Source organism: Lutibacter sp., assembly GCF_033723435.1.
Lineage (GTDB): Bacteria > Bacteroidota > Bacteroidia > Flavobacteriales > Flavobacteriaceae > Lutibacter.
In genome coordinates this window covers 271,601-297,075 of sequence record NZ_JAWVXC010000002.1, presented here as the reverse complement: position 1 = coordinate 297,075, position 25,475 = coordinate 271,601, and the positions used below count along the sequence as shown (strand labels likewise).

Annotated in this window: 19 protein-coding genes and 2 riboswitches; of the genes, 5 read left to right on the top strand and 14 right to left on the bottom strand. The window is 29.4% G+C overall.

The window, feature by feature from the left end; genetic code table 11:
* Positions 1 to 88 precede the first annotated feature (88 nt).
* Positions 89 to 196, bottom strand: a riboswitch (SAM riboswitch).
* Between the two features lie 86 nt (positions 197 to 282).
* From R3342_RS04260 to thrA, 6 genes are all read right to left on the bottom strand, one after another.
* On the bottom strand, positions 283 to 1,530 hold the full coding sequence (locus R3342_RS04260) for a sulfate adenylyltransferase subunit 1 (protein ID WP_318938436.1): 1,248 nt from the start codon (positions 1,528 to 1,530) through the stop codon (positions 283 to 285).
* A gap of 87 nt (positions 1,531 to 1,617) precedes the next feature.
* Complete coding sequence (gene cysD, locus R3342_RS04255; protein ID WP_318938435.1) at positions 1,618 to 2,517, bottom strand: sulfate adenylyltransferase subunit CysD; 900 nt, start codon at positions 2,515 to 2,517, stop codon at positions 1,618 to 1,620.
* 10 nt (positions 2,518 to 2,527) lie between these two features.
* Entirely contained in the window at positions 2,528 to 3,145 is a 618-nt protein-coding gene (locus tag R3342_RS04250; RefSeq protein ID WP_318938434.1) for a phosphoadenosine phosphosulfate reductase family protein, read from the bottom strand.
* On the bottom strand, positions 3,142 to 3,411 hold the full coding sequence (locus tag R3342_RS04245) for a DUF2061 domain-containing protein (protein ID WP_318938433.1): 270 nt from the start codon (positions 3,409 to 3,411) through the stop codon (positions 3,142 to 3,144). The genes R3342_RS04250 and R3342_RS04245 overlap by 4 nt, the downstream gene beginning before the upstream one ends.
* Positions 3,412 to 3,539: 128 nt before the next feature.
* Complete coding sequence (locus R3342_RS04240) at positions 3,540 to 4,709, bottom strand: trans-sulfuration enzyme family protein (RefSeq protein ID WP_318938432.1); 1,170 nt, start codon at positions 4,707 to 4,709, stop codon at positions 3,540 to 3,542.
* A gap of 19 nt (positions 4,710 to 4,728) precedes the next feature.
* Positions 4,729 to 8,118: a bifunctional aspartate kinase/homoserine dehydrogenase I gene (thrA, locus tag R3342_RS04235; protein WP_318938431.1), complete on the bottom strand. Its 3,390-nt coding sequence runs from the start codon at positions 8,116 to 8,118 to the stop codon at positions 4,729 to 4,731.
* Between the two features lie 102 nt (positions 8,119 to 8,220).
* A riboswitch (SAM riboswitch) is annotated at positions 8,221 to 8,321 on the bottom strand.
* Between the two features lie 253 nt (positions 8,322 to 8,574).
* On the opposite strand from thrA, the gene metK reads away from it, so the two are divergent.
* Positions 8,575 to 9,831: a methionine adenosyltransferase gene (metK, locus tag R3342_RS04230; protein ID WP_318938430.1), complete on the top strand. Its 1,257-nt coding sequence runs from the start codon at positions 8,575 to 8,577 to the stop codon at positions 9,829 to 9,831.
* 66 nt (positions 9,832 to 9,897) lie between these two features.
* Here metK and R3342_RS04225 read toward each other — a convergent pair whose 3' ends face one another.
* The 4 genes from R3342_RS04225 to R3342_RS04210 form a co-directional block, all read right to left on the bottom strand.
* Positions 9,898 to 10,596, bottom strand: coding sequence for an SIMPL domain-containing protein (locus R3342_RS04225; protein ID WP_318938429.1), 699 nt, complete (start codon positions 10,594 to 10,596; stop codon positions 9,898 to 9,900).
* 65 nt (positions 10,597 to 10,661) lie between these two features.
* A complete protein-coding gene (locus R3342_RS04220) occupies positions 10,662 to 11,177 on the bottom strand; it encodes a PepSY domain-containing protein (RefSeq protein ID WP_318938428.1) in 516 nt (171 codons plus the stop codon).
* A gap of 51 nt (positions 11,178 to 11,228) precedes the next feature.
* Entirely contained in the window at positions 11,229 to 13,895 is a 2,667-nt protein-coding gene (locus R3342_RS04215; protein WP_318938427.1) for a TonB-dependent receptor, read from the bottom strand.
* A 78-nt stretch (positions 13,896 to 13,973) separates the two neighbouring features.
* A complete protein-coding gene (locus R3342_RS04210) occupies positions 13,974 to 14,828 on the bottom strand; it encodes a GLPGLI family protein (RefSeq protein ID WP_318938426.1) in 855 nt (284 codons plus the stop codon).
* A 121-nt stretch (positions 14,829 to 14,949) separates the two neighbouring features.
* Here R3342_RS04210 and R3342_RS04205 point away from each other — a divergent pair, with 121 nt between their 5' ends.
* The 3 genes from R3342_RS04205 to R3342_RS04195 all read left to right on the top strand — a co-directional run bounded on the left by R3342_RS04205 (position 14,950) and on the right by R3342_RS04195 (position 17,790).
* Positions 14,950 to 16,419 carry a HAMP domain-containing sensor histidine kinase gene (locus R3342_RS04205; RefSeq protein ID WP_318938425.1) on the top strand — a complete coding sequence of 490 codons (1,470 nt, stop codon included), beginning with the start codon at positions 14,950 to 14,952 and terminating at the stop codon, positions 16,417 to 16,419.
* Positions 16,412 to 17,098 carry a response regulator transcription factor gene (locus tag R3342_RS04200; RefSeq protein WP_318938424.1) on the top strand — a complete coding sequence of 229 codons (687 nt, stop codon included), beginning with the start codon at positions 16,412 to 16,414 and terminating at the stop codon, positions 17,096 to 17,098. Before R3342_RS04205 ends, R3342_RS04200 begins: the two co-directional genes overlap by 8 nt.
* Positions 17,099 to 17,175: 77 nt before the next feature.
* Positions 17,176 to 17,790 carry a deoxynucleoside kinase gene (locus tag R3342_RS04195; protein WP_318938423.1) on the top strand — a complete coding sequence of 205 codons (615 nt, stop codon included), beginning with the start codon at positions 17,176 to 17,178 and terminating at the stop codon, positions 17,788 to 17,790.
* 75 nt (positions 17,791 to 17,865) lie between these two features.
* Here R3342_RS04195 and R3342_RS04190 read toward each other — a convergent pair whose 3' ends face one another.
* The 4 genes from R3342_RS04190 to R3342_RS04175 form a co-directional block, all read right to left on the bottom strand.
* Positions 17,866 to 20,283: a sodium-translocating pyrophosphatase gene (locus R3342_RS04190; protein ID WP_318938422.1), complete on the bottom strand. Its 2,418-nt coding sequence runs from the start codon at positions 20,281 to 20,283 to the stop codon at positions 17,866 to 17,868.
* Positions 20,284 to 20,401: 118 nt separating this feature from the next.
* Positions 20,402 to 20,929, bottom strand: a complete 528-nt coding sequence (locus tag R3342_RS04185) for an inorganic diphosphatase (protein WP_318938421.1) — start codon at positions 20,927 to 20,929, stop codon at positions 20,402 to 20,404.
* A gap of 62 nt (positions 20,930 to 20,991) precedes the next feature.
* Positions 20,992 to 23,478: a DUF5686 family protein gene (locus R3342_RS04180; protein ID WP_318938420.1), complete on the bottom strand. Its 2,487-nt coding sequence runs from the start codon at positions 23,476 to 23,478 to the stop codon at positions 20,992 to 20,994.
* 70 nt (positions 23,479 to 23,548) lie between these two features.
* A complete protein-coding gene (locus tag R3342_RS04175; protein ID WP_318938868.1) occupies positions 23,549 to 24,547 on the bottom strand; it encodes a pyruvate dehydrogenase complex E1 component subunit beta in 999 nt (332 codons plus the stop codon).
* A 154-nt stretch (positions 24,548 to 24,701) separates the two neighbouring features.
* Here R3342_RS04175 and R3342_RS04170 point away from each other — a divergent pair, with 154 nt between their 5' ends.
* On the top strand, positions 24,702 to 25,448 hold the full coding sequence (locus R3342_RS04170; protein WP_318938419.1) for an electron transfer flavoprotein subunit beta/FixA family protein: 747 nt from the start codon (positions 24,702 to 24,704) through the stop codon (positions 25,446 to 25,448).
* Positions 25,449 to 25,475 lie beyond the last annotated feature (27 nt).

The window sequence follows — 25,475 nt, the reverse complement described above, 5'->3', positions numbered from 1 at the left end:
AAAAAAGATATAGCGAAAAGCCCGACCGTTTACGGTAACGCCCAAATAAATAGTATTAAAAAAGAAGAAGTTCTTTATGAAGTTTCTTGTGTTATCTTCCCACAGATTAAATGCGGTAGAATGTAGCACCTTCTTTATAAATAAAGGGTTGCTAAGGCTTCAACAGGTCTATTCCCTCTGCCTTTCTTAATAACTTTTATCGATTTGTTTATGAACTAGACTGCAAATAAAGGCATTATGCCATTTATTTACAAGTATTTTACGATTTTTATATGGTTTGGATTAATTTATAAAACCAACTCCGGCAGTATTATTAGTTTGAGGATCAATTAAAATAAAAGATCCATTTGTTCTGTTATTTTTAAAAGCATCAAAAAATATTGGCTTATTTAGCTGAAACGAAACCGAAGCTATGTCATTCATATTTAAAGTAACTATATCATTTACAACACCTGAAAAATCGGTTTCAATTTTATGGTGAATATTGGACACTTTTGCAAGTACTTTATGCGATCCGTGTTGCAATACATATTTTGATCCATTGGATAATGGTTTATTATCCATCCAAGAAATAGTTGCGTCAAATTGTTTTTCAACTTTTGGTAATTCATTAGTTTTCACAATCATATCACCTCTACTAACATTTACATCATTTTCTAAAGTTACAGTAATAGAAGATCTTCTAGTTGCGCTGGCGTATTTTTTATTGTTAAAATATATTTCTTTTACTTTGGTTTTAGTTAAAGATGGTAATACAACTACCTCATCTCCTACATTTATATCACCTCCATATACTTTACCTGCGTATCCTCTAAAATCGTGGAAATCAGTAGTTTTTGGTCGAATTACATACTGTACAGGAAAACGCATAACTCCTTTATTATACACATCTTGCGTATCTAATTCTTCTAAATGTTCTAACAAAGTTTTACCTGTATACCAATTCATTATTTCTGATTGGTTAACCACATTATCTCCTGTTAAAGCACTTACCGGAATAAATGTAATATTTTGATCTTCGTAATCGCTTTTAGCAACTAATGCTTTAAAATCTTCTTTAATTTTATTGTAAATTTCTTCCGAAAAATCAACTAAATCCATTTTATTAATAGCAACAATTACATCTTTTATACGAAGTAAATTATTGATGAAAAAGTGACGATAGGTTTGCTCAATTACGCCATGACGAGCATCAATTAAAATAATTGCAGCTTGTGATGTTGAAGCTCCTGTAACCATATTTCGTGTATATTCTACGTGACCTGGAGTATCGGCAATAATATAACTTCTAGTAGCTGTTGAAAAATAAATATGAGCAACATCAATAGTAATACCTTGCTCACGTTCCGCAACTAATCCATCGGTTGCTAACGAAAAGTCTAAATAATCATATCCTTTTTGTTTGCTACTTTTTTCAATAGCTTCTAATTTATCTGTAGTTAGTGATTTTGTATCGTATAACAAACGCCCAATTAAAGTACTTTTTCCATCATCTACACTTCCTGCTGTTGCTATTTTTAAAACTTCCATTTTCTATATTATTATAAATTTCTGAAATTACATTTTGAAAAGTTCAGTGTTATATTTTCAGAAGGTCATTATTATTTTTTTAATTATCTAAAAATATCCTTGTTGTTTTCTTTTTTCCATGGCAGCTTCTGAACGTTTGTCATCAATTCTAGCTCCTCGTTCTGAAATGCTTGAATCTCTAATTTCTGCAACTACTTCACTTATGGTTGTTGCGTAAGAATCTACGGCTGCAGTACAGCTCATATCTCCAACAGTTCTAAACCGAACCATACGTTCTTCAACTTCTTCTTCTTCATCTTTATAAACAAATTCAGAACTAGACCATATCAATCCATCTCGAACAAATATTTTACGTTTATGCGCAAAATAAATAGATGGTATTTCAAGATCTTCCTTTTCAATATAAGTCCAAACATCTAACTCCGTCCAATTTGAAATAGGAAAAACACGTACATTTTGACCTAAATGAATTTGTCCGTTTAACATATCAAATAATTCTGGACGTTGATTTTTTTCATCCCATTGTCCAAAATCATCTCTTACGGAAAAAATGCGTTCTTTAGCTCGTGCTTTTTCTTCATCTCTACGAGCCCCACCAATACAAGCATCAAATTTGAATTCTTCAATTGCATCTAATAATGTAGTGGTTTGTAAGGTATTTCTACTAGAATATCTACCTGTTTCTTCTTGTACTTTTCCTTGATCTATGGTATCTTGAACATGGCGAACAATTAACTCAACTCCTAATTCTTCTACTAATCTATCTCTAAATTCAATAGTTTCAGGAAAATTATGACCAGTATCAATATGCATTAAAGGAAATGGTATTTTAGCTGGATAAAATGCTTTTTGAGCTAATCTAACTAAAGTAATGGAATCTTTACCTCCAGAAAATAATAGCACAGGTTTTTCAAATTGTGCTGCTACCTCTCTCATTATATATATTGCTTCATTTTCTAAAGCATTTATTTGTAAATTGCTTGTCATATGCTAATTTTTAAGAGTGTAAACCGCATTCTCGGTTTTCTAAAACTTTGGTTGGGTCAAAATATTTAAACTCGTTTGGTAAACTATAGGTTCTTAAATAGGCATCTAGTTCTTCATCTGTCCAATAATAAAAAGGACTTACTTTTAAAATTCCATCTTTACTTCTAGATACAATATCAATACTATTTCTAAATGAAGTTTGTCCTTTACGTAAATTAGTAAACCAAACATCTGGTTGATGTTCGTTCATAGCTCTTCTAAATGGCTCTAACTTAACCTGTTCTGTAAATATTTTATGATTTTCAGTGTCTACTTCAGGGATTCCCATTTTTACATCACGATAGGCAACAGTTTGCTTTGGAACATATAACTGAATGTTTAAATTCAGTTTTTGAATAAGTTCAAATGCATGATGGTATGTGTTTGGCGTGTTATAACCTGTATCGCACCAAATAATTTTTAAATTTTCATCAACCTTAGTACAAGCATGTAAAATTGCTACTTCATAAGGTCTAAAATTAGTGGTAACTACGGGTGTTTTAGAAATACTTAACGCCCATTCTATAATTTGTTCGGGAGTACTGTTTTTTAAAGATTTATTTACATCTTCAAGGTTTAAGTTGCTCATTGTTTTCGCCATTTAATTAAATTCCAAATTCGTTCATGGCCATAATACAATATCATTTTAGTGATAACTTCTATAGAACCAATAGATAGTGCCATAGTTAATTTCCCTGTTATAAACCAAGAAATTATCATAGTATCTATAGTACCAACTAATCTCCAACTAAAGGCTTTAACCAAGCTACGAATTGGTTTTTCAGAATTCTTTTTTGGATCATTTTTTTTAGTTGATTCTTTTTTAGTTGAAGAAATAAAACTATCAATTATCATGTATTGCTATTTATATCCATTTTAGGATACAAACTTACAACATTTTTTAAAACCCTACTTAATTGATAGGCTTTATATTTTAAAGAAAAATCATTTTTAAAATTAAATTTTAAAGTTTTATTAAAAAATTATTTAGTTAATGCCTGATTAACATCTTTTATAACATCTGAAACATGTTCCAAACCAACTGAAATTCGAACCAATCCTGGAGTAATTCCAGCTGCTAATTGCTCCTTTTCAGATAACTTACTGTGTGTGGTAGATGCAGGATGTGTAACAATAGTTCTTGTATCTCCTAAATTAGCAGATAAGGAACATATTTTAATAGCATTCAAAAACTTTTTACCAGCCTCTAAACCTCCTTTTACTTCTATTGCAATAATATTTCCTCCTAATTTCATTTGCTTTTTTGCAATTTCAAATTTTGGATGAGATTTTAAAAATGGGTATTTTACTTTTGAAACTTCTGCATGATTTTCTAAAAATTCAGCCAATTTTAAAGCATTTTCACAGTGCTTTTCAACTCGAACAGCTAATGTTTCTAAACTTTTGGATAAAACCCATGCATTAAAAGGCGATAACGCAGGGCCTGTATTTCTTGAAAACAAATAAATTTCACGTATTAATTCCGCTTTTCCAACTACAACGCCTCCTAAAACACGCCCCTGACCATCCATTAATTTTGTAGCAGAATGAATTACCAAATCAGCTCCAAATTTTATAGGTTGTTGTATATATGGCGTTGCAAAACAATTATCAATAACTAATAATAAATTATGTTTTTTTGCAATATTCCCTAACAATTGTAAATCAATAATATCTACCCCTGGATTTGTTGGCGATTCCGCATACAATATTTTAGTATTTGGTTGAATACATCTTTCAATTTCCTCCGGTTTATTAATATCAAAATAAGAAGTTGTAATATTCCATTTTGGAAAGTATTTTGTAAATAATGTATGTGTTGAACCAAAAACAGAACGTGCAGAAACTATATGATCTCCACTACTTAATAAAGCTGCAAACGTTGAAAAAACAGCTGCCATACCTGTAGCAAAAGCATAACCATTTTCAGCGCCTTCCATCTGAACTACTTTTTCTACAAATTCAGAAGTATTTGGATTACTAAAACGCGAATAAATATTTCGATGTTTTTCTTCAGTAAAAGAAGCTCTCATTTCTTCACTATCTTCAAACACGAAACTTGAAGTAAGATATATTGGTGTAGAATGCTCTTGAAATTTAGAACGCTCTAATTGCGTTCTGATAGCGTTAGTTTCAAAATTATTTGTTTTCATATTTATAAATTTTAATGTTTTAATTCTTATTTGCTAATCTTAATATATCTCCAAAAACTCCTCGAGCAGTTACAGAAGCTCCTGCTCCTGCTCCTTGAATTACTAATGGTTTTTTTCCGTAAGATTCAGTGAAAATTTCAAAAATAGCATCAGCACCTTGTATTTGACCTAAAGCGCTATTTGCAGGTACAGAAACTAATTTGACTTCTAAAACTCCTTTGTCTTTTTGCAAATCACCTGATAAATCTCCAATATATCTCAGTACTTGATTTGGTTGTTGTTTTTCTTTAACTTGTTGAAAATGTATATCTAATTTATCCAACTTATTTAAGAATTCATTTGGAGTTTCATTTTGCAATTCAGTTGGAATCAAATTTTCGATAAATACATCTTCAAATTCGTTCTGCAAATCCAATTCACGCGCTAGAATTAACAACTTTCTACCTACATCATTTCCCGATAAATCTTCTCTTGAATCTGGTTCTGTATAACCTTTAGATATAGCTTCCTTTAAAACTTCACTAAATAATTTATTTTCAGTTGAAAAAGTGTTAAAAATATAACTTAACGAACCTGAAAAAACACCACGAATTCTTGTAATATTTTCACCAGAATCGTGCAACAATTTAATAGTGTCAATTAAGGGTAAACCAGCACCAACATTGGTTTCATACAAATACGATTTTTTATTTTGAAGCAATTTATTTCTGAAATCTTTATACTCATTATAACCTAAAGTATTGGCTATTTTGTTTGAAGAAATTAAATCAAAACCATTTTCAATTAGTTTTGTATAATTCTTCACAAATTCTACGCTTGACGTGTTATCTATGGCAATTAGATTTTCCAAATGATTTTGATCAGCATAAGCAAACACACTATCAGTACAACTTTCAATAGTACTTTTTGCTAATTTTTCTTTCCAATTCTCCAGAATTCCTGATTTATTCAACAGCACTTTTTTGGAATTTGCAACAGCGAAAATATTTAGGTTTATATTTTTTCGTTTTAAAATATGCTGCTTACTTAAAAGAATTTGATCTATTAAAGTACTACCAACCAAACCTTTACCAAAAATAGCTATATTAATATTTTTTGAAACTCCAAATATTTCACCGTGAATAACATTGACAGCTTTTTTTAATTCGGTTTTTTTTACAACTAAACACACATTTTGACCAGTAACCGTATTATTAATTAAAATAGGTGTTATGTGGTTTTTGATTAAAGCACTATAAGGTTGATTAAATGCTTGTAAACTTTGCCCAATTATTGAAATAACAGATACATTTTCAGTAACATAAATCTGACTTACATCTTTACTGTAAAACTCAGTTTTAAATTCTTCTTCAAGAACGTTTTTTGCTTTAAGTCCATTTTTTGCATCTACAATAAATCCAATTCCTCGTTCAGAAGAACCTTGCGAAATAATACTCACGCTAATATTTTCGCGTCCTAAAGCGCCAAATATTCTTCCATCAACACCAACTTTTCCGAGCAAACCTCTACCAATTAAATTTACCAACGCCACATTTTCCTGAACAGTTAATGATTTTATTCCTCCTTGTTTTGTTTCCAAACCAATTAGAGTTCCTTCATTTTCAGGTTCAAATGTGTTTAAAATTCGCAATGGAATTTTTTTTTCAATAAGTGGAATGATAGTTTTTGCATGTAAAATGTTAGTGCCAAAATTGGCCATTTCATTCGCTTCTTGATATGAAAGTTTTTCTATTTTTTTAGAATTTTCAACTAAATCAGGATTTGCAGTAAAAATTCCGTTTACGTGTGTATAGTTTTGAAATTCGGAAGCGTTTAAAAAATTAGCCATTAAAGCGGCGGTGTAATTACTTCCATTTCTTCCCAGTGTAGTGGTATCTCCATTTAAATTTGAAGCAATAAAACCAGTAATAATATGTGTAGTATTACCGTTGTTCTTTTGATAATATTCTACTACATTTTTTTCAGAAATACTTTCAATTGGTTGTGCAATTCCATATTGATTATCCGTTTTTAGTAATGCTCTTGAATCTACAAAATTTGCCTTTATACCTTCTTTATTTAACAAATGTGTTATCAATTTGGCGGCAAAAATTTCCCCTTGCGCTAACACTTGATCTTTTACTTTTTCGCTGTAATCACCCAATAAATTAACACCTCTAAAAATTTCATCCAATAATTTAAATTCACTTGAAAAATCAATTGTTTTATCAACCTGAAGTTGATAGTTTTTCAGTTCTTCAAACTCTTCTAAATAAGGTTGGTTAGCTTTTGCTTTATCTAAAATAGTTTCCAATTGATCTGTAGTTTTTCCTCTTGCTGAAACCACAACAGTAATTTTTTCACCATTTTTTATTTTGCCAGTAATTATAGCTAAACTACTTTCTAATCCTCTTCCATTTGCTAATGATTTTCCACCAAATTTCAACACTTTTATGGAATTCCTTTTAGCATCTTTTCTAAAAATTGGCTCAATAATTTTTTCAAGTTGTTCATATTCCATTAAAAAGGCATCGTGCCCATGCACAGAATTAATTTCACTATATGAAACATTTGGATTTGTTAATGCTAATTGTTTATAGGTTTCTCTGTTTTCTTCAGCGGTAAAAAATAAATCAGAATCTACACCAACAATTTGAATAGTTGCTTTTATAGAATCTAACACATATGGATCATTATTTTTAGTTACATCAATAGTTTTTAATAACTGATTCATTAATTTATAAGCAGATAACTGAAATCGTTCTTGCAGTTTTTTACCATGATGCAACAACCAACTTTCTACGTTAAAAATTTCTAATGTTTCGTTTTTTGAACGTTGAAAACGAGCATTAAATGATTCTGGTGTTCTGTAACAAAGCATTGCATGCATACGAGCATCATGAACCGGATTGCTTGAATTAGATAAAAACTGTTCTTGAATTTGACAATTTGCAATTAACCAATCTGTAGATTTCCAATCTGTTGCTATAGGTATTAAATATTTTGTTACAATTGGATTTATTACTGCCATTTCCCAAGCAATCCCACCACCTAATGAACCTCCCACAATTGCATATAATTCTTTAATATTCAAATTTTCAAGTCCAATTAGAAATAACTTTGCTATATCTCTCGCTACAAAATCTTTGTAATTTTCTATAACAAATCCATCATAACCATTTCCTGGAATATTAAAAGCTAAAACTGTATACTTATCTGTATCAATAACCTTGCTTTTACCAACTAATTCTTGCCACCAACCATCATTACCGGCAACATTACTATTGCCTGTTAATGCATGATTAATTAGAACAACTGGAGCTGTATGCAATTGTTTTCCAAATAATTGATATGAAAGTGTAATATTATTATAAACGTCTTCTTTTTCAGAAATAAAATTAAATATGTTTATGTATTTTAAAGTATTCATTAAATATTATTTATAAATTATAAAATCAAAACTTTTAGTTTGATATACTTAAATAATATTGTTACGAAAAAAATGCAGAAAATTACGGGAAGTAATTACGTTAAGTTATCTATCCAAAATGGTAGAATGTAGCACCTTCTTTACTAAGTAAAGGGTTGCTAAGGCTTCGCAGGGTCTATTCCCTCTGCCTTTCTTGATAACAATAGTCAATAAGTGTATGAACTAGTCCGCAAATTAACACATTAAATTTTTATAAAACAACTCATTTTAAAATTAAAATCACATTTTGTTTTTTATGATTTATAGTTTTTGTAAATTTGCCCTCGAAATAATTAAGAGGAATGATTTGTACTGATTGCAACCTCATAAAAAAATGCTAAAGCAGTTTTTAAACTACTTTCCAAGCGCTGTTGCAATCACAACCATTCATTTAAATAGAATTAAAATTTAAAAGACATGTCATATTTATTTACCTCAGAATCTGTATCTGAAGGGCACCCAGATAAAGTTTCTGATCAAATTTCAGATGCATTAGTTGATAATTTTTTAGCATTTGACAAAAACTCAAAAGTTGCTTGTGAAACCCTAGTAACTACTGGACAAGTAATTTTAGCTGGAGAAGTAAAATCTAAAACCTATTTAGATGTTCAAAAAATAGCTAGAGATGTAATTAACAAAATTGGTTATACCAAAAGCGAATATATGTTTGATGGAAATTCGTGTGGTATTTTCTCTTCAATCCATGAACAATCTAATGATATTAATCAAGGTGTTGAGCGCATAAATGAAGATCAAGGTGCTGGAGATCAAGGGATGATGTTTGGTTACGCTACTAATGAAACAGATAATTATATGCCTTTAGCCTTAGAACTTAGTCATAGAATTTTATTAGAACTAGCAGCATTACGAAGAGCAAATAAAGAAATAACTTATTTACGGCCAGATTCTAAAAGTCAAGTTACTATTGAGTATTCTGATGATAATGTACCTGTTAAAATTACGGATATTGTAGTTTCAACCCAACATGACGATTTTGATAGTGATGATCATAAAATGCTTGCCAAAATTAAATATGATGTTATTACTATTTTAATGCCAAGAGTAATTGAAAAATTACCAGCAAAGTTAAAAACTTTATTTACCGATAAAATTAATTATCACGTAAACCCAACTGGAAAATTTGTTATTGGTGGTCCACACGGTGATACAGGTTTAACTGGTAGAAAAATTATTGTAGATACTTATGGTGGTAAAGGAGCTCATGGTGGAGGTGCATTTTCAGGAAAAGATCCTAGTAAAGTAGACAGAAGTGCTGCTTATGCAACCAGACATATTGCTAAAAATTTGGTTGCTGCAGGTGTTGCAGATGAAGTTTTAATTCAGGTTTCTTATGCAATTGGAGTAGCTAAACCAATGGGGATTTTTGTAAATACTTATGGAACATCAAAAGTTAATTTAACCGATGGTGAAATTGCAAAAATAATTGAAACCTTGTTTGATATGCGTCCAGCAGCTATTGTAAATCGTTTAAAATTACGTGAACCAATTTATTCTGAAACTGCTTCATACGGCCATATGGGAAGAGAAAATAAAATTGTTACTAAACATTTTAAAAATGTAGATGGAACAGAAATAACTAAAGAAGTTGAACTGTTTACTTGGGAAAAATTAGATTATGTTGACGACATAAAAAAAGCGTTTAACCTTAAGTAAAACGCAACAACTTTTAAAATATATTGTTAAAAGCCTCAAAAATAATTTTTGAGGCTTTTAATTTTTTTAATCTATCTTAAATTTTACAAAAACTTCAGAACTCACTTTTATCTTTTGAAAATCTATATTAACAGGAGCTAATTGTTCTTTATCTGGGACTAAGGACATTTTTAAACCCGCTGTTCTTCCTTGTAAACTATAATTAATATAGTTGGTATTGTTAGAAATATAAATAGCGTTTAATACTTTTTGGTTTAACGGTTTTACTAAAGCTTCTGCTTGTTTTTTTGCTTTAGATATTGCTTTACTCAATAAATTTAATTTAAGTGTTTCTATTTTAGAATATTCTGTTTTAACTATTTCAACGTTAGATATTCCAATAGATTCTAAACCTGTTAACACCTTTCCTACAGAAACCGCATCATACAGTATTAATTGATATGTTTTGCTTTTTAAAACGTTTTGTTTTCTTAAAAAATACTTTTTAAAATTACTTGCAGCATCATCTAAAAATAATTGTTTTTTTAAATTTATTCCTAATTCAACAAGCTTATTAGCCATTTTATGTTCTTGCTCTTCTACTGAAATTTTACCTTTAGAATCTTTTTCTGCAATAGAAATTTGCATATAAATTCTATCTGGAGAAACTAGTGTATCTACTTTAGATCGAGTTTCTAAATAAGGCTGATCAATAAAATTTTTGGTTTGTGAAAATGCGCTGATTGCTATTAGGTTTACTAAAATAATGAGGATTCCTTTTTTCATAATTATATTATTAAGATTTTATATTTACTAAGGTATTACAAATGTTATTCCAAAATATAATTAGCTTATATAAAAATTAATAGTAAAGTTAAAATTATTCCTCCAAGCGTAAAATACATTCCTTTTTTAAATATTTTAGTTTTAGGCAAAAACATCCAAAATGAAGATATTGCAAAAAATAAAAGTGAAACTCCGAAAAAAACATTTAACCAATACAATGGCTTATTAGTAGAAGCTTTATGCAATTGTGTAATTTTTTCTAACGCCTTTGGAAGTTGCATTACAGTTAAATTTGCTACACCTGTTTTTTTATTATAGGTTCCATTTTTAAAATAAACCAAATTATCTTCGGTTTTAATTACTTTAAAATCTTTTACCCTTAACATTTCGCCAAGTTCTTTTGCTTCAACATTAGGTTTTAGTTTTTTTACCATTTGGGTTTCAACCTTCAAAAAATCTGTACTACGATAAATAAGTAGTATCCCACTTAATGCATAAACAAGCATAATTCCTGCTAAAAAGAATCCTAAATAACGATGTATAATACGCATATAGAAATTGGTTGATTTTACTTTCTTCATAAATCTATTTAATTATAATTTGTGTTTTTTGGTTATAAAATGTAACACGTCCTATAAATTATACTTTACGGAAAACATATGAACTCGTGGTTGTATAAAATAAAAGGAAGTGCTATTACTATCGGATATTTCGTTATAACTATCTGTATTTAACGATTTATTATTAGTTAAATTATCTGCCGAAATTTTAAATTCCCATTTGCTGTCTTTTTGCTGATAATACAAGTTTGCGTTTAAAAAGGAATATGTGTTTTTTATAGAGTTTGTATTGTTTTTATAATTATAATAACTATAATCAGCAGTTAAAATAAAGTTTTTCAAAAAGCCTATTTCCATATTTGCATAAGGTCGATCCGTTATACTGCTTGTGTTAGCATAGTTATTATACGACTTTTGAAATCCAACTTCAAAATTAGGTGCATTTTTAAATTTACTTGCAACACTTGCCTGATAACTTTGCGTTACACTTTTAGATTTTACAGCAATATTATTTACAATATTATTATAAAAATTACTTGATACATTTGCTCTAAAGTTGGTTTTTAATCTGCTATACGTTTTTCCATATCTAAAATTAGCTGAAAATGTTTCATCTGCTAAATTTGAATTTATAGGATAGGTTATAAAATTTACATCTAAAAGCTCCGTATTATTTTTTACTCCGTTTAGTTTTTTAGTATAATTAACCGATGCGTTTATATTGGTAAACGAAAACATGCTAAAACTAAAATAGCTTAAAGAATACTTGTGATATAACTGATTTTCAATTGTTCTATTTCCTTTAGTTAACGATTTGTAATTAGATAAAACATAACCTTCTGCGATAGTATTTATATCGGAAAACTGTGTAGAAATGGAATAATTAAATCGTAAACTTTGCGAAGAATTAAACTGCAAACGTGCATAAACATCCGGTAATAATTTGGTTACTTTATTTTTATAAACACTTTCTAATTGATTATCTTTAGTTTGATAATAATGTAATCCTACTCCAGGATTAAATGTAAAAATTCCTGATACCATTTTATAGTGTAAACCTAAAAACATATCGGTAAAATTATAATTTACATCATTATTCAAATTAATATCTGAAAAATTTAAAACACTACCATCGTCTAACTTTTGGAAAATGTTTGATTCTAATTTTTGAGCACTTAAAGTTGTTCCAAAAGTTATATTGATATTACTTTTTGGAGTAAGCAAATAATAGTAATCTAATTTTGCATCTAATTTACTTGTAGTAGTTTTTTTATTTTGAAGTAAATTAAAAATAGATTCTGCCGACGAAGTTGGAATAATAACAAATGGTTGCGTATCTGCCAAAGAATTATAAAGTGGCTTATCTTTTTCATACATATGTTGCATTTCTGCAGAAAAGATATTTTTATCATTCATGGTATAATACCAATTAAAATTTTGATTTAAAGTAGTTGGCTTTTCTTCTTTATAAGTATCGGCACTTCGTTGTGTAGAAGTAACATCATTTTTTTCAGTTTGTTTGGATAGTTTTCCAAACACATCATAATCTATATGCACATTCTTATTAGGATTATAGTTGGTACTAAATTTTAACATTCCTAATTGATTTTTTTGTGTAGTAGAAGTGGTATTATCATCTACAATATTTGTTTTGTTATATATAGTGTTGGTATTAGTCAACATATCAGTTTCTGAACTATTCAAAATAGCAAAACCATTAAAATCGATAGTTTTTTTAGGCGCTAAACTAAAATTTAAAGCTCCAAAGTTAGAGGTAATTTCTTGTGCCTTATTATTTTGAGCTGTCATAAAACCTAATCCAGAAGAAGACACATTAAAACTTGTTCCGCTTCCACGCATTGCACTTCGCAAACCACCTGTAAACCTAAAATAATCACGCATAGTAAATGGTGATTTACCAATATTATTAAAATCGGTAAGTACATTTACACTTTTTTCGGGACTGTAATAAAATAATTTAGGTTTTACTATATATTTTTCATTGTCACCAATACCAGCGTTAACTTCACCAAACCAAAATCGTTTTTTACCTTGTTTTAGTTTTATATTTATGGCAATATTATCTTCATTATTTGTAACGGATTTCATTCCTGAAACTTCATTGTAATTTTTTAATACTTGTATTTTATCTACCGCATTTGCTGGAATATTTTGAGTTGCTAATTTAGAATCGCCATCAAAAAACTCTTTTCCTTCTACTAAAACTTTTTGAACTTTTTTACCTTCTACTTCAACTTCACCATTATCATCAATATCAACTCCTGGTAATTTTTTTAAAACATCTTCTAATTTTTTCTCTTTTCCAGAAGTAAATGAATCGGAATTATAAACGATTGTATCTCCAATAACTTTTACTGGCATTTCATAGGTAATTTCCACTTCATTTAGTTTATCACTAGCTTCAGTTAACGTAATATTTTTAGTAATGTCTTCTGTAGAATTTCCTATTTCAACAGCAACATTTTTAGTTGCATACCCCAAATAACTTACTTTTAACGTATAGGATTCATCGTTTACTAAAGTCAATTTATAATTTCCTTTAGTATCGGTTATAGAATACGATTGCAAAAATTGTGTCCCTTTTTTAAAGGCTATAACATTTGCCATTTCTAACGGGTTTCCTTTTGTATCTTTTACCGTTCCTGATAATTGAATGTTTTGTGAGAAAACTGAAGTAGAAAAAACGATTAAAAAAATGATGTAAAATGTCTTTTTCATTATAAATTATATATGAATATTTAATTGGTAAACACTTTGAAAATTTAATGTGGTTATAATAGATGATGATAAAACATATTATCCGCCAATTCTAAAATGTCGTTCTCCTCCACTTTTTTGACGTTCATTTCTAAAACGGTCACGCATTTCTTTGAGCTTCTCTTTTACAATATTATCGTACTCTTTTTGCGTAACTACTTTTCCTTTATTAGGTTCTTTAAGCATTATTTTTTCTTTTGGATTCATCACAATTTTTGTACATAAAATTTGCGTGTTTCCTGCATTTACTTCTAAAATTAAACCTGGCAATCCCCAATAATTATTTGGCCCGTTACTAACAGGAATATTTGGTGTGTACCAAGCTGTTACAATAACATCTTCCATTACCAGAGGCTTATTTTCTTCTGGTTTATCTTCATTAGAATTTCTTCTTCCAAATCTAAAATTAGAATTTCGTTTTGGTTGTTTAATAACCGTAGTAGCTTTAAAACATAAATTTTCGCCAATCATTTTAGTTTCTTGTTCCATTTTCCAATTATACGTTTCCAACGAATCTTTAATTAGAAATTTTTTTCCACTAAATTCAGTTTCTTTTACAATTCTTTTTTCTGTAATATTTTTAAATTCGGTATCATTAGCTCCTAACATAGACATTCTAAATCGCATACCTCTTGCCGATGTTGGTTGATCTAGTTTTTCTTCTTCTTTATAAATAGATGTATTTTTAGAAAAGGTTAAAATGAATGTTTTTTCTAATTGATTTTTCATCATTTCTTTAATTCTTTTAATCCTATCTGCAGGAATAGATGAACCTTCAAAATTTAATGCTAACGAAGTTTTTGATTGATAAACAGCTTTTCCTTGAAAATCTTGAGCAGAAATACTACTACTTATTAAAACCAAAATCCAGATTTTTAAAAACACCTTATTCATTTTTATCATTTTAAATTAATTTTAAACAAATATAAAAGCTACTTAAATGTTTTTCAGTTAACTAGTGTTAACTATTGTTAACCTATTCGGATTATAAAATATATGTACTTAACTTTGAAGTATGAATAAACGAAATTACAAATCGGTTGTCTATTTAATTGGTATTACCATAGTTGTAATTATTGGCGTTCAACTTTATTGGATTTTTAAAGAATTTCAACTAAACAAGCAACATTTAATTAGTAAAGTGCAACTTAGTTTAGACAATTCTGTAGAAGCCTATTATGTAAATTTAACCAAAACAGGTATTATTACATTTACATCTACAGATTCATCTACCACCAAAAAAAAGATAGATACTATTTATTTAAAACCTGGTTCGCGATTTGGTTTACGTAAAAAAATTGATAGTACTTTAGAAAAAATAGCTAAAGCAGATACTAAAAAACCGCTACTAATAAAAAATAGAAGAAACGGAAATTATCCTTTTTTTACAGCAAATAAATCATTTCCAAAAAGTATTGATAGCTTAATTTCAAAAGTATTTATTTCTATTTCCAGAGATAGTTTAGATTTAAAAAAATTAAACTCCTATGTAAATGAAGAACTCAATAGAAATAATATTGATAATTTAACTTATGGACTAAAACTTTCAACCTTTCATAGAGAAAGTAATGGTAAAAATCCAACCGTTACCACTTATAATTTAGATAATTTTCCCAAGAAATATTTAAAAGCAGTTTCAAAATCTACATTTTTACCACATAGAAGCGACCTTGAATTGTTTTTTACAAACGAGTCTTCCATCTTATTAAAAGAATCGCTAATAAGTATATTGCTATCATTATTCTTATCCTTATGCATTATTGCTAGTTTATTATATTTATTGAAAACCATTTATAAGCAAAAACAATTATCTGAAATTAAAAACGATTTAATTAGCAATATTACTCACGAATTTAAAACACCTATTGCAACCATTTCAACTGCATTAGAAGCTATGAAAAATTTTAATGCTTTAGATGATAAAGAAAAATCAGAAAAATACATCAACATTGCTAATAGCCAAATACAAAAGTTAGATGTAATGATTGAAAAAATATTGGAAACAGCAACCTTAAATCAAGAAGATTTAAATATTACTAAAAAGCCTGTAAATATTACCGATTTAATAGATGAAATTGTAACAAAATATCAATTTATATCCAAAGAGAAAACCATTAATTTTAATTCTACAATTCCTAATAAAATAGTAAATTTAGATAGTTTTCATTTTGAAAATGCTATTGGAAATATTTTTGATAATGCTATTAAATATGGTGGAAATATTATTAATGCAAAACTAACAACCGAAAATAATGCTTTGTTTTTAACTATTTCTGATAACGGAAACGGAATTCCTAAAAATCAAAAAAATAAAGTTTTTGAACAGTTTTACAGAATTCCAACTGGTAATAAACATACGGTAAAAGGTTTTGGTATTGGCTTGTTTTATACCAAAAAAATAATCGAAAAACATGGTGGAACTATTGAAATAGTATACACTAAAAATATAGAAACCACTTTTAAAATAACATTACCAAATGAATGAAACTTTAAAAATATTATTAGCTGAAGACGAACCTTCTTTAGGCCAAATAATTAAAGAAAGTTTAGAAACTAGAAATTTTGAAGTTTTGTTATGCGAAAATGGAGAAATAGCTTACGAGGTTTATAAAAAGGAAAAACCTATTTTATTAGTATTAGATGTAATGATGCCAAAAAAAGATGGCTTCACTTTAGCAAAAGAAATAAGAGCTGAAAACACAACTATTCCCATAATATTTTTAACCGCAAAATCGCAAACTAGTGATGTGGTAGAAGGGTTTAACCTTGGTGGTAATGATTATTTAAAAAAACCATTTAGCATGGAAGAGTTAATCGTGCGAATTAAAGCTTTGCTAAACCGAACATCTTCTGAAAACAATAATGATGAAACTATTACCTTAGGAAATTTTATTTTCAACTTAAAAAAACAAACATTACAACATAAAAAGCAATCCATCCAAAATTTAACCCATAGAGAAGCTAACTTGTTATATTATTTAATCAAAAATAAGAATCAAGTTTTAGAACGCTCGTTTATTCTTAAAAAATTATGGGGTAATGATGATTTTTTTAATGCACGAAGCATGGATGTTTTTATAACTAAATTAAGAAAAAAGCTAAAAGAAGATCCTTCTATTCAAATTATTAATGTACGTGGGTTTGGATATAAACTTATTTATTAACAGTTATAATTTCGACTACCAAAACATAAAAAATTTAATTAACTTTAGCCTTTTAAATTTTATACCAAACACATATTATGCATGTAGCTATTGCAGGAAACATAGGAGCAGGTAAAACTACTTTAACCAAGCTTTTATCCAAGCATTACAAATGGGATCCACATTATGAATCCGTTGATGAAAATCCATATTTAGACGACTTTTATGGCGCTATGGAACGCTGGTCGTTTAATTTACAAGTTTACTTTTTAAATAGTAGATTTCGTCAAATATTAGAAATTCGTGAAAGTGGTAAAAATATTATTCAAGATAGAACCATTTATGAAGATGCCAGAATTTTTGCGCCAAACCTACACGCAATGGGCTTAATGCCAAATAGAGATTTTAACAATTACGAATCGCTATTTGAATTAATGGAACGTTTAGTTACACCTCCTGATTTATTAATTTATTTACGTGCTTCTATACCAACTTTAGTTGGGCAAATTCATAAAAGAGGACGTGATTATGAAAATTCTATTAGCATTGATTATTTAAGCAGATTAAATGAACGTTATGAAGCTTGGATTACAAAATACAAAAAAGGTAAATTACTAATTATTGATGTTGACAATTTAGATTTTGTAGACAACCCTGAAGATTTAGGTTCTATTATTGATAAAATTGACGCTCAAATTAACGGATTGTTTTAATCTTCTTTTTATAAAAATTCATAAAAAAAGCTCACCAATGGTGAGCTTTTTTTATTATCTATAACTATTAAATAATTATTCTTTATGTTCTTCAACATTAACTTGAATATTATCTTTTTTCAAATTATCTAAATCTTTTTGAACATCTTCTTTTGTTCCTTCAAAAACTTTTTCTTCCTTAGTTGTTTCACCATTAATTGTTGAAGTAGTAGTAACTGTTGCTTTAACAGTACCATCTTCATTGGTAGTCATTTCAACTTGGACTTGTTTTTGAACTTCTTGATTTACTATTTCTGTTGCTGGTTTTATTGCAACATGTTCAGATACTGCATCCGAAGAAAGTGCAATACTTGGTGCAATTACTAATGCTACAACAGACATTAATTTTAGCAAAATATTTAAAGAAGGACCTGAAGTGTCTTTAAAAGGATCTCCAACGGTATCACCAACCACTGCAGCTTTATGAGCATCTGTCCCTTTCAATCCTTGTTCTTCAATCATTTTTTTTGCATTATCCCAAGCTCCACCAGCATTAGATTGAAAAATAGCCATTAATACTCCTGAAGTAGTAACTCCTGCTAATAAACCACCTAACATTTGTGGTCCACCAATGCCAAACCATTTTTCTCCAAATCCAACAAGTACCGGTACTGCTATAGCTAATAAACCAGGTAATACCATTTGCTTAATAGATGCTTCCGTTGAAATTGCAACACATTTTTCAAATTCCGCAACTCCTTGGGCATCATCAAATATTTTTCTTTCTTCAACAGAAGCTTTTGACATATCTGAGTCATATTTTTTCATAACCTCTAAAGCGGCTTTTAATGCAGGAATATCTCTAAACTGACGTCGAACTTCTTCAATCATTGACATTGCTGCTTTTCCAACTGCATTCATTGCTAAAGCTGAAAACACAAATGGTAACATACCACCTACTAATAAACCAGCCATAATGTTTGGTTTAGAAACATCAATAGAAGTAACATGAGCTGTTTGCATAAATGCTGCAAATAATGCTAAAGCAGTTAAAGCGGCTGAAGCAATAGCAAATCCTTTTCCAATAGCTGCAGTTGTATTACCAACAGCATCTAATTTATCTGTACGTTCACGAACTTCTTTTGGTAATTCTGCCATTTCAGCAATTCCTCCAGCATTATCAGAAATAGGTCCGTAAGCATCTACTGCTAATTGAATTCCTGTATTTGCTAACATACCAACTGCTGCAATAGCAATACCATATAAGCCTGCAAAATGATGTGAAACTAAAATTGCTGCTGCAATCAATAAAATTGGCACTGCTGTTGACATCATTCCAACTCCTAAACCTGCAATAATATTTGTAGCAGCTCCTGTATTTGATTGTTTAACAATTGAACTAACTGGTTTTGTTCCAGTACCTGTATAATATTCCGTGATTTTACCAACTCCTAAACCAGCGACTAAACCAGCTATAGTTGCCCAAAAAACACCTAATGAAGTATATTCAAATCCGTTAAAAGTCCATGATGCTGGAAGCATTTGATCAATGATAAAATAAGAAGCAACCACCATTAATCCTGCAGAACCAAACTCTCCTATATTTAAAGCTGTTTGAGGGTTACCTCCATCTTTAACTCTTACAAAAAATGTTCCTATAATAGACATTATTATACCAACAGCAGCTAATGCTAATGGTAAATAAACTGGTCCTAATCCGTCAAAACCACTTTCTTTAAAAACTGGTAATGCAACAAAAGCACCACCTAAAACCATGGTACCAATTATAGACCCTACATACGATTCAAATAAATCGGCGCCCATACCTGCAACATCTCCTACATTATCACCCACATTATCTGCAATAGTTGCAGGATTTAAAGGATGATCCTCAGGGATTCCAGCTTCAACTTTTCCAACAAGGTCAGCTCCAACATCTGCGGCTTTAGTATAAATACCTCCACCAACACGAGCAAATAAAGCAATAGAAGATGCTCCTAGTGAGAAACCTGAAAGTACATTAAGCACTTCTGTTATATCCCAACCTTGACCGCTATATAATATAAATAAAGAACTTAATCCTAAAACACCTAAACCTACTACACCTAATCCCATAACTGAACCACCTGCAAAAGCTACTTCTAACGCTTTACCTAAAGATGTTCTTGCTGCTTGAGTAGTTCTAACATTCGCTTTTGTAGCTACTTTCATTCCAATAAACCCAGCCAATGCTGAACAAATTGCACCAACTACAAAAGATAAAGCAACCATTCCGCTTGAACCAACTTCAGATTCACCTTTAAAATATAATAAAATTGCTACAGCTATTACGAATACGGAAAGTACTTTATATTCCGCTTTTAAAAAAGACATGGCTCCATCTGCAATGTTTTTTGCTATTCTAGCCATTTGTTCATTTCCTTCTTCTTGTTTAGTAACCCAAGCATTTTTAACCACTACAAATACAAGTGCTAAAATTCCAAAAAGAGGTAAATAATTTACTATTAATTCCATTTAATTTTGTTGTTTGTTTAATTATTTTTCACGGTGCTAAATGTAATAAAATAACTGTGATAAAAAAAGCCACCTTTTTAAATTGAAGGTGGCTTTAATTTTTTATAATTATTTTTAATTAAATTGTAAAAGTTCTATTCTTTTTATGTTCACTTTCATTATAACGTTCAGTACATTTTTCAACTATTTCATATGCCTCAATTGCATTACCCCAACCTCCTACATCAACTTTCTTTTTTTCTAAATCTTTATATACTTGAAAAAAGTGTTCAATTTCTTTTACTTGATGAGGATTCATATCGGAAATATCATTTAATTTATTCCAAATAGGATCTGAAACAGGAACACAAATAATCTTTTCATCGGGACCTTTTTCATCAGTCATATGGAAAACACCAATTGCCTTTACCTCCATCACACACATAGGAAAAGTAGGTTCTGTTCCTAAAATTAATACATCCAATGGGTCTTTATCTAAAGCAATTGTTTCTGGCACAAAACCATAATCTCCTGGATACATCATAGATGAAAACAACGTTCTATCAAATCTAATTTTTTTTAATACAAAATCATATTCATATTTATTCCTACTTCCTTTTGGTATTTCAATTAATACATCAAACGATTTTTTTTCTTCTGAACTCATTATTATTTTTTTTTACAAAATTATAAAATTGAAATAGTAAACCTATTTTAATATGGTTATTTTTAAAAATAAAATCCAAATGCTCCTTTTATAGCAAATTTATTAGCTCCCGGAACATTTTTGTAATTTCCTCTCCAACTAAAATCTATTCTAAACACTTTAAATATATTGCCAATACCAAAACTATATTCATAATATGCTTTGGTTGGAGCTACATAGTTAATATTAGAAGCATTTAATGCCCTATTTTTGTCAGAAATAGAACCAATTACTGCTTTTACACCTACTAATTCTCTTAAGTTTAACTTTCTTAATAGTGGAATTCTTGAAAATATACGACCATTAAAGTTATGATCAATATGTACAGAAGCGTACGAATCGGTTACAAACTCATAATAATCTAACAGTGCATACGTATTTTCTATGGTAAAATACGATTGGTTTCCTGGAACCACATTTAGCAATCCAAGCGGAACTGCTCCAAAAGTTTTACCAACTTCAAAAGTGGTAAACATACGACCAAAGCCTCCAATTAAAATTGGTTGACGATAATACAATTGTACTTTATCATAATTAAAGTCATTATTTAAAATACCTTTAAAACCATGTTCATAATTTAAAAAGAACGTTGCATAAGTATCTGTTACTTCCTTTCTCTCCACTCCAAAACCAATAGTTTTTCTATCTGGAGTATATTTTATGGAGAAATCTGCTTCAGTTTGAGCAATATTGGATCCTTTTATATTGTTAGCTTCATCAATCCAATAATCTAAGTTAAAGGTTTGTGGCGATGCTGATTTTAAGGTTCTATATGATGCACCTATTTGAAATTTTAAATTATGTTTCGGTTCTATCGATGCAAAAGCACTAGTTAAATTTATAGAGGTTAATTTACTATTATCCCCACTTGCAAAAAAGGAAGAGGAGGCAAAACTACGTCCTAAAACATCATTGGTTGTAGTTAAACTTACTCCAATTTGTTCAATATCTCTTCGGTTTCCAAGCCCTATAATAAATCTTTTTTTATGATTAAGCATCCATTTACCCGAAATACCATATTTAAACTGATTATCTTTAAATCCATAAGCAGTATATGCTTGTAAACGCCAAGGATCATTTTCCCCAAAATAGGTTCGTATTCCAGTTCTAATACGTAATCCTTCTACATCATTTTTACCAAAGGTGGAATAAATTGGACCGTAATCAAAGTTTTTAAAACCAATATAGCCCGATCCTAAAATGGAAACTAAATTATAAATTCGTTTGAATTTTGGAACCGTAATTAAAGTATCTAGCATTTTATAAATACCTAGTTCGGTTTTGTTTAGTTTTTCCTGTCGGTTAGCCGTCCAATAATCTTCGTTTTTATGATATATGTTTTGATCTGAAATATCTGCCTTTTTTGTATAAAAACTGTTTTCTTTAACTTTATTAAAATCGTAATTTTTATACATGGTAGTTCTTCTACCGTATACTCCTTTTGATTTGTCCTTTTTATTTAAACTGAAATCAGACATCATATAATCTTTTTTCAATAAAAACACAGAATCATTTAGCACGTTAAATTCTTGCTCAATATAAATATCTTTTACCCAGTTTATATTAGCCGATCGTGTGGCTTGCATATTAATTTCTTTAACTGCAAAAGTGGTATCGTTTACCCAAAAATCACCTTTAAACGTAAGTTCGTTTTTTCTTCGTGGATAATAAACAATATTATAACACCATTTATTATCTATATAAGCGCTATCAGACAATACATAATTATAGGTAGAAATTCCTGATAATTTTGAAATTGGACTAACAAAACTTTTGTCGAAAATTTTAATATAGTTACTGTAAATATTGTACTCTACATATAAATCTTTTATAAATGCTATTACATTTTGATTGGATTCAAACCCTGAGTTTTTATTTGCAACTAAATCTTCACGTTCTTTTAAGCCTCCTTTATTTTTTCCGTAAGCTTTATAAACCGATTCATTAATAAAAATTGGTAAAAAAGCTTTTCCTGTAATATTGGATGTATCAATACTTTTAAAAACAAATTCAAGACCTTTAAAAAGTTTACTTTTCATCATAGAGCTATCAATATTATTCATATCGAACTCTAATTTTTCATATTTATCATATTGAAATTGATCAAATAAATACACTCCATTTTGTCTTTTTTTTGCCCAAATTTTCTTTAAAATAGCAATAGCAGGATTTCCTTTTTTCTTAACTTTTCCACTATAAATAACCACTTCTTTAAGTTGATCTGCTTCTTCTTTAAGCTGAATAGTTAAGTTTAAATCTCTACTCTTTATAGGAACTGTTTTTGTTTTGTAACCCAAAAATGAAACTGCAATTTTTGTGTAGTTTTTATCGGATTCTAAATAGAATTTCCCATTCTCATCCGATACAGTTCCTGTAGTTGATCCAACAAAAACAATATTTGCGAAAGGAATACTTTCATTGTGTTCATCAACTACAACTCCTTTTATTTTTACTTGTGAAAAAGTAGCGGTTACGCTTAATAAAAAGAGTAAAAATATTTTTGTTTTCATTTTTTTCATTCCAAATAAAAAACCTTTCAAGTGTTACTTAAAAGGTTTAATAACGTATTTGTAGTAACTTTTATTTTCTATAGAGTACTTCTTTTACTGCTTTTATAACATCATTTGAATTTGGCAACCATTCTTCCAATAAAACTGGAGAGTATGGCGCTGGAGTATCTGCAGTAGTAATTCGTTTAATTGGTGCATCTAAATAATCAAATACATTTTCTTGAACCTGATACGTAATTTCTGAAGCAATACTTCCAAAAGGCCAAGATTCTTCTAAAACTACTAATCTATTTGTTTTTTTAATGGAGTTAAAAATAGCTTGATGATCCATTGGGCGAATTGTACGTAAATCAATTATTTCTACAGAAATACCTTCTTTTTCTAATTCATCAGCAGCTTTATAAGCTTCTTTAATTATTTTCCCAAAAGAAACTATAGTAACATCGGTTCCTTCTCTTTTTATATCTGCAACACCAATTGGCACAATATATTCTCCTTCTGGTATTTCGCCTTTATCTCCATACATTTGTTCTGATTCCATAAAAATAACCGGATCGTCATCTCTAATAGCTGCTTTTAATAAACCTTTAGCGTCATATGGATTTGAAGGAATTACTACTTTTAAACCTGGAGTATTTGCATACCAATTTTCAAAAGCTTGAGAATGTGTTGCTCCTAACTGACCTGCTGAACCTGTTGGACCTCTAAAAACAATAGGACAATTTAACTGCCCGCCAGACATTTGTCTGATTTTAGCTGCATTATTTATAATTTGATCAATTCCAACTAATGAAAAGTTAAACGTCATATATTCTACAATTGGTCTATTTCCGTTCATTGCTGCCCCAACAGAAATACCTGTAAAACCTAACTCAGCAATTGGAGAATCAATAACTCGTTTTGGACCAAACTCATCCAACATTCCTTTTGAGGCTTTATATGCTCCATTATATTCCGCAACTTCTTCTCCAACTAAAAAGATGGATTCATCACGTCTCATTTCTTCACTCATTGCTTCAGCAATAGCTTCTCTGAATTGTATTGTCTTCATTTTATCTTTTTTTACAATTTGCAAAATTACGCATTTCTATTTTTTCTATCAAACTTATATTCATAATAAAATTTTACTATGCACGCATAGTATTTTAAAAAAAAGTAGTAACTTCGTAGCAATTACAAAAAAACCTGATTAATTTTAACCCAACTATTTAAATAATAATAAAATGAAGATATTAGTTTGTATTAGTCACGTTCCAGATACTACTTCAAAAATAAATTTTACGGATGATAATTCGAAATTTGACAGTGCTGGAGTGCAATATGTAATAAACCCATTTGATGAGTTTGTACTTACCAGAGCAATGTGGTTTAAAGAAAAACAAGGAGCTACAGTTACGGTTGCCAATGTTGGAAACACAACCAGTGAACCAACTTTACGTAAAGCGTTAGCTATTGGTGCTGATGATGCCATAAGGGTTAATGCAGAACCAACTGATGGATTTGCAGTAGCAAAAGAACTTGCTGAAGTTGCCAAAAATGGTAATTACGATTTAATTATGGCTGGAAGAGAATCTATTGATTACAATGGAGAAATGGTTCCTGGAATGGTTGCCTCTTTATTAAACTATAATTTTGTTAATGCTTGTATTGGTTTAGAAATTGATGGTGAAAAAGCTACTATTTCAAGAGAAATTGATGGTGGAAGAGAAGTACTTACTTCTAATTTACCAATTGTAATTGCAGGTCAAAAAGGAATTGTAGAAGAAAAAGATTTACGAATTCCAAATATGAGAGGAATTATGATGGCTAGAAAAAAACCTCTAACTGTTGTAGAACCAATAAATAGCGAAGCAAAAACTTCTATCATCTCTTTTGAAAAACCTGCAGCAAAAGGAGCTTGTAAATTAGTAGATGCAGATAATGTAGGAGAGTTAGTAGATTTATTACATAATGAAGCTAAAGTAATTTAATAATTGTCTAATACTTAATATTAAAAA

Excerpts from the sequence above, each read along its gene's own strand:
- R3342_RS04260 (WP_318938436.1), bottom strand. The coding sequence starts at position 1,530 with ATGGAAGTTTTAAAAATAGCAACAGCAGGAAGTGTAGATGATGGAAAA.
- cysD (WP_318938435.1), bottom strand. The coding sequence starts at position 2,517 with ATGACAAGCAATTTACAAATAAATGCTTTAGAAAATGAAGCAATATAT.
- R3342_RS04250 (WP_318938434.1), bottom strand. The coding sequence starts at position 3,145 with ATGAGCAACTTAAACCTTGAAGATGTAAATAAATCTTTAAAAAACAGT.
- R3342_RS04245 (WP_318938433.1), bottom strand. The coding sequence starts at position 3,411 with ATGATAATTGATAGTTTTATTTCTTCAACTAAAAAAGAATCAACTAAA.
- R3342_RS04240 (WP_318938432.1), bottom strand. The coding sequence starts at position 4,709 with ATGAAAACAAATAATTTTGAAACTAACGCTATCAGAACGCAATTAGAG.
- thrA (WP_318938431.1), bottom strand. The coding sequence starts at position 8,118 with ATGAATACTTTAAAATACATAAACATATTTAATTTTATTTCTGAAAAA.
- metK (WP_318938430.1), top strand. The coding sequence starts at position 8,575 with ATGTCATATTTATTTACCTCAGAATCTGTATCTGAAGGGCACCCAGAT.
- R3342_RS04225 (WP_318938429.1), bottom strand. The coding sequence starts at position 10,596 with ATGAAAAAAGGAATCCTCATTATTTTAGTAAACCTAATAGCAATCAGC.
- R3342_RS04220 (WP_318938428.1), bottom strand. The coding sequence starts at position 11,177 with ATGAAGAAAGTAAAATCAACCAATTTCTATATGCGTATTATACATCGT.
- R3342_RS04215 (WP_318938427.1), bottom strand. The coding sequence starts at position 13,895 with ATGAAAAAGACATTTTACATCATTTTTTTAATCGTTTTTTCTACTTCA.
- R3342_RS04210 (WP_318938426.1), bottom strand. The coding sequence starts at position 14,828 with ATGAATAAGGTGTTTTTAAAAATCTGGATTTTGGTTTTAATAAGTAGT.
- R3342_RS04205 (WP_318938425.1), top strand. The coding sequence starts at position 14,950 with ATGAATAAACGAAATTACAAATCGGTTGTCTATTTAATTGGTATTACC.
- R3342_RS04200 (WP_318938424.1), top strand. The coding sequence starts at position 16,412 with ATGAATGAAACTTTAAAAATATTATTAGCTGAAGACGAACCTTCTTTA.
- R3342_RS04195 (WP_318938423.1), top strand. The coding sequence starts at position 17,176 with ATGCATGTAGCTATTGCAGGAAACATAGGAGCAGGTAAAACTACTTTA.
- R3342_RS04190 (WP_318938422.1), bottom strand. The coding sequence starts at position 20,283 with ATGGAATTAATAGTAAATTATTTACCTCTTTTTGGAATTTTAGCACTT.
- R3342_RS04185 (WP_318938421.1), bottom strand. The coding sequence starts at position 20,929 with ATGAGTTCAGAAGAAAAAAAATCGTTTGATGTATTAATTGAAATACCA.
- R3342_RS04180 (WP_318938420.1), bottom strand. The coding sequence starts at position 23,478 with ATGAAAACAAAAATATTTTTACTCTTTTTATTAAGCGTAACCGCTACT.
- R3342_RS04170 (WP_318938419.1), top strand. The coding sequence starts at position 24,702 with ATGAAGATATTAGTTTGTATTAGTCACGTTCCAGATACTACTTCAAAA.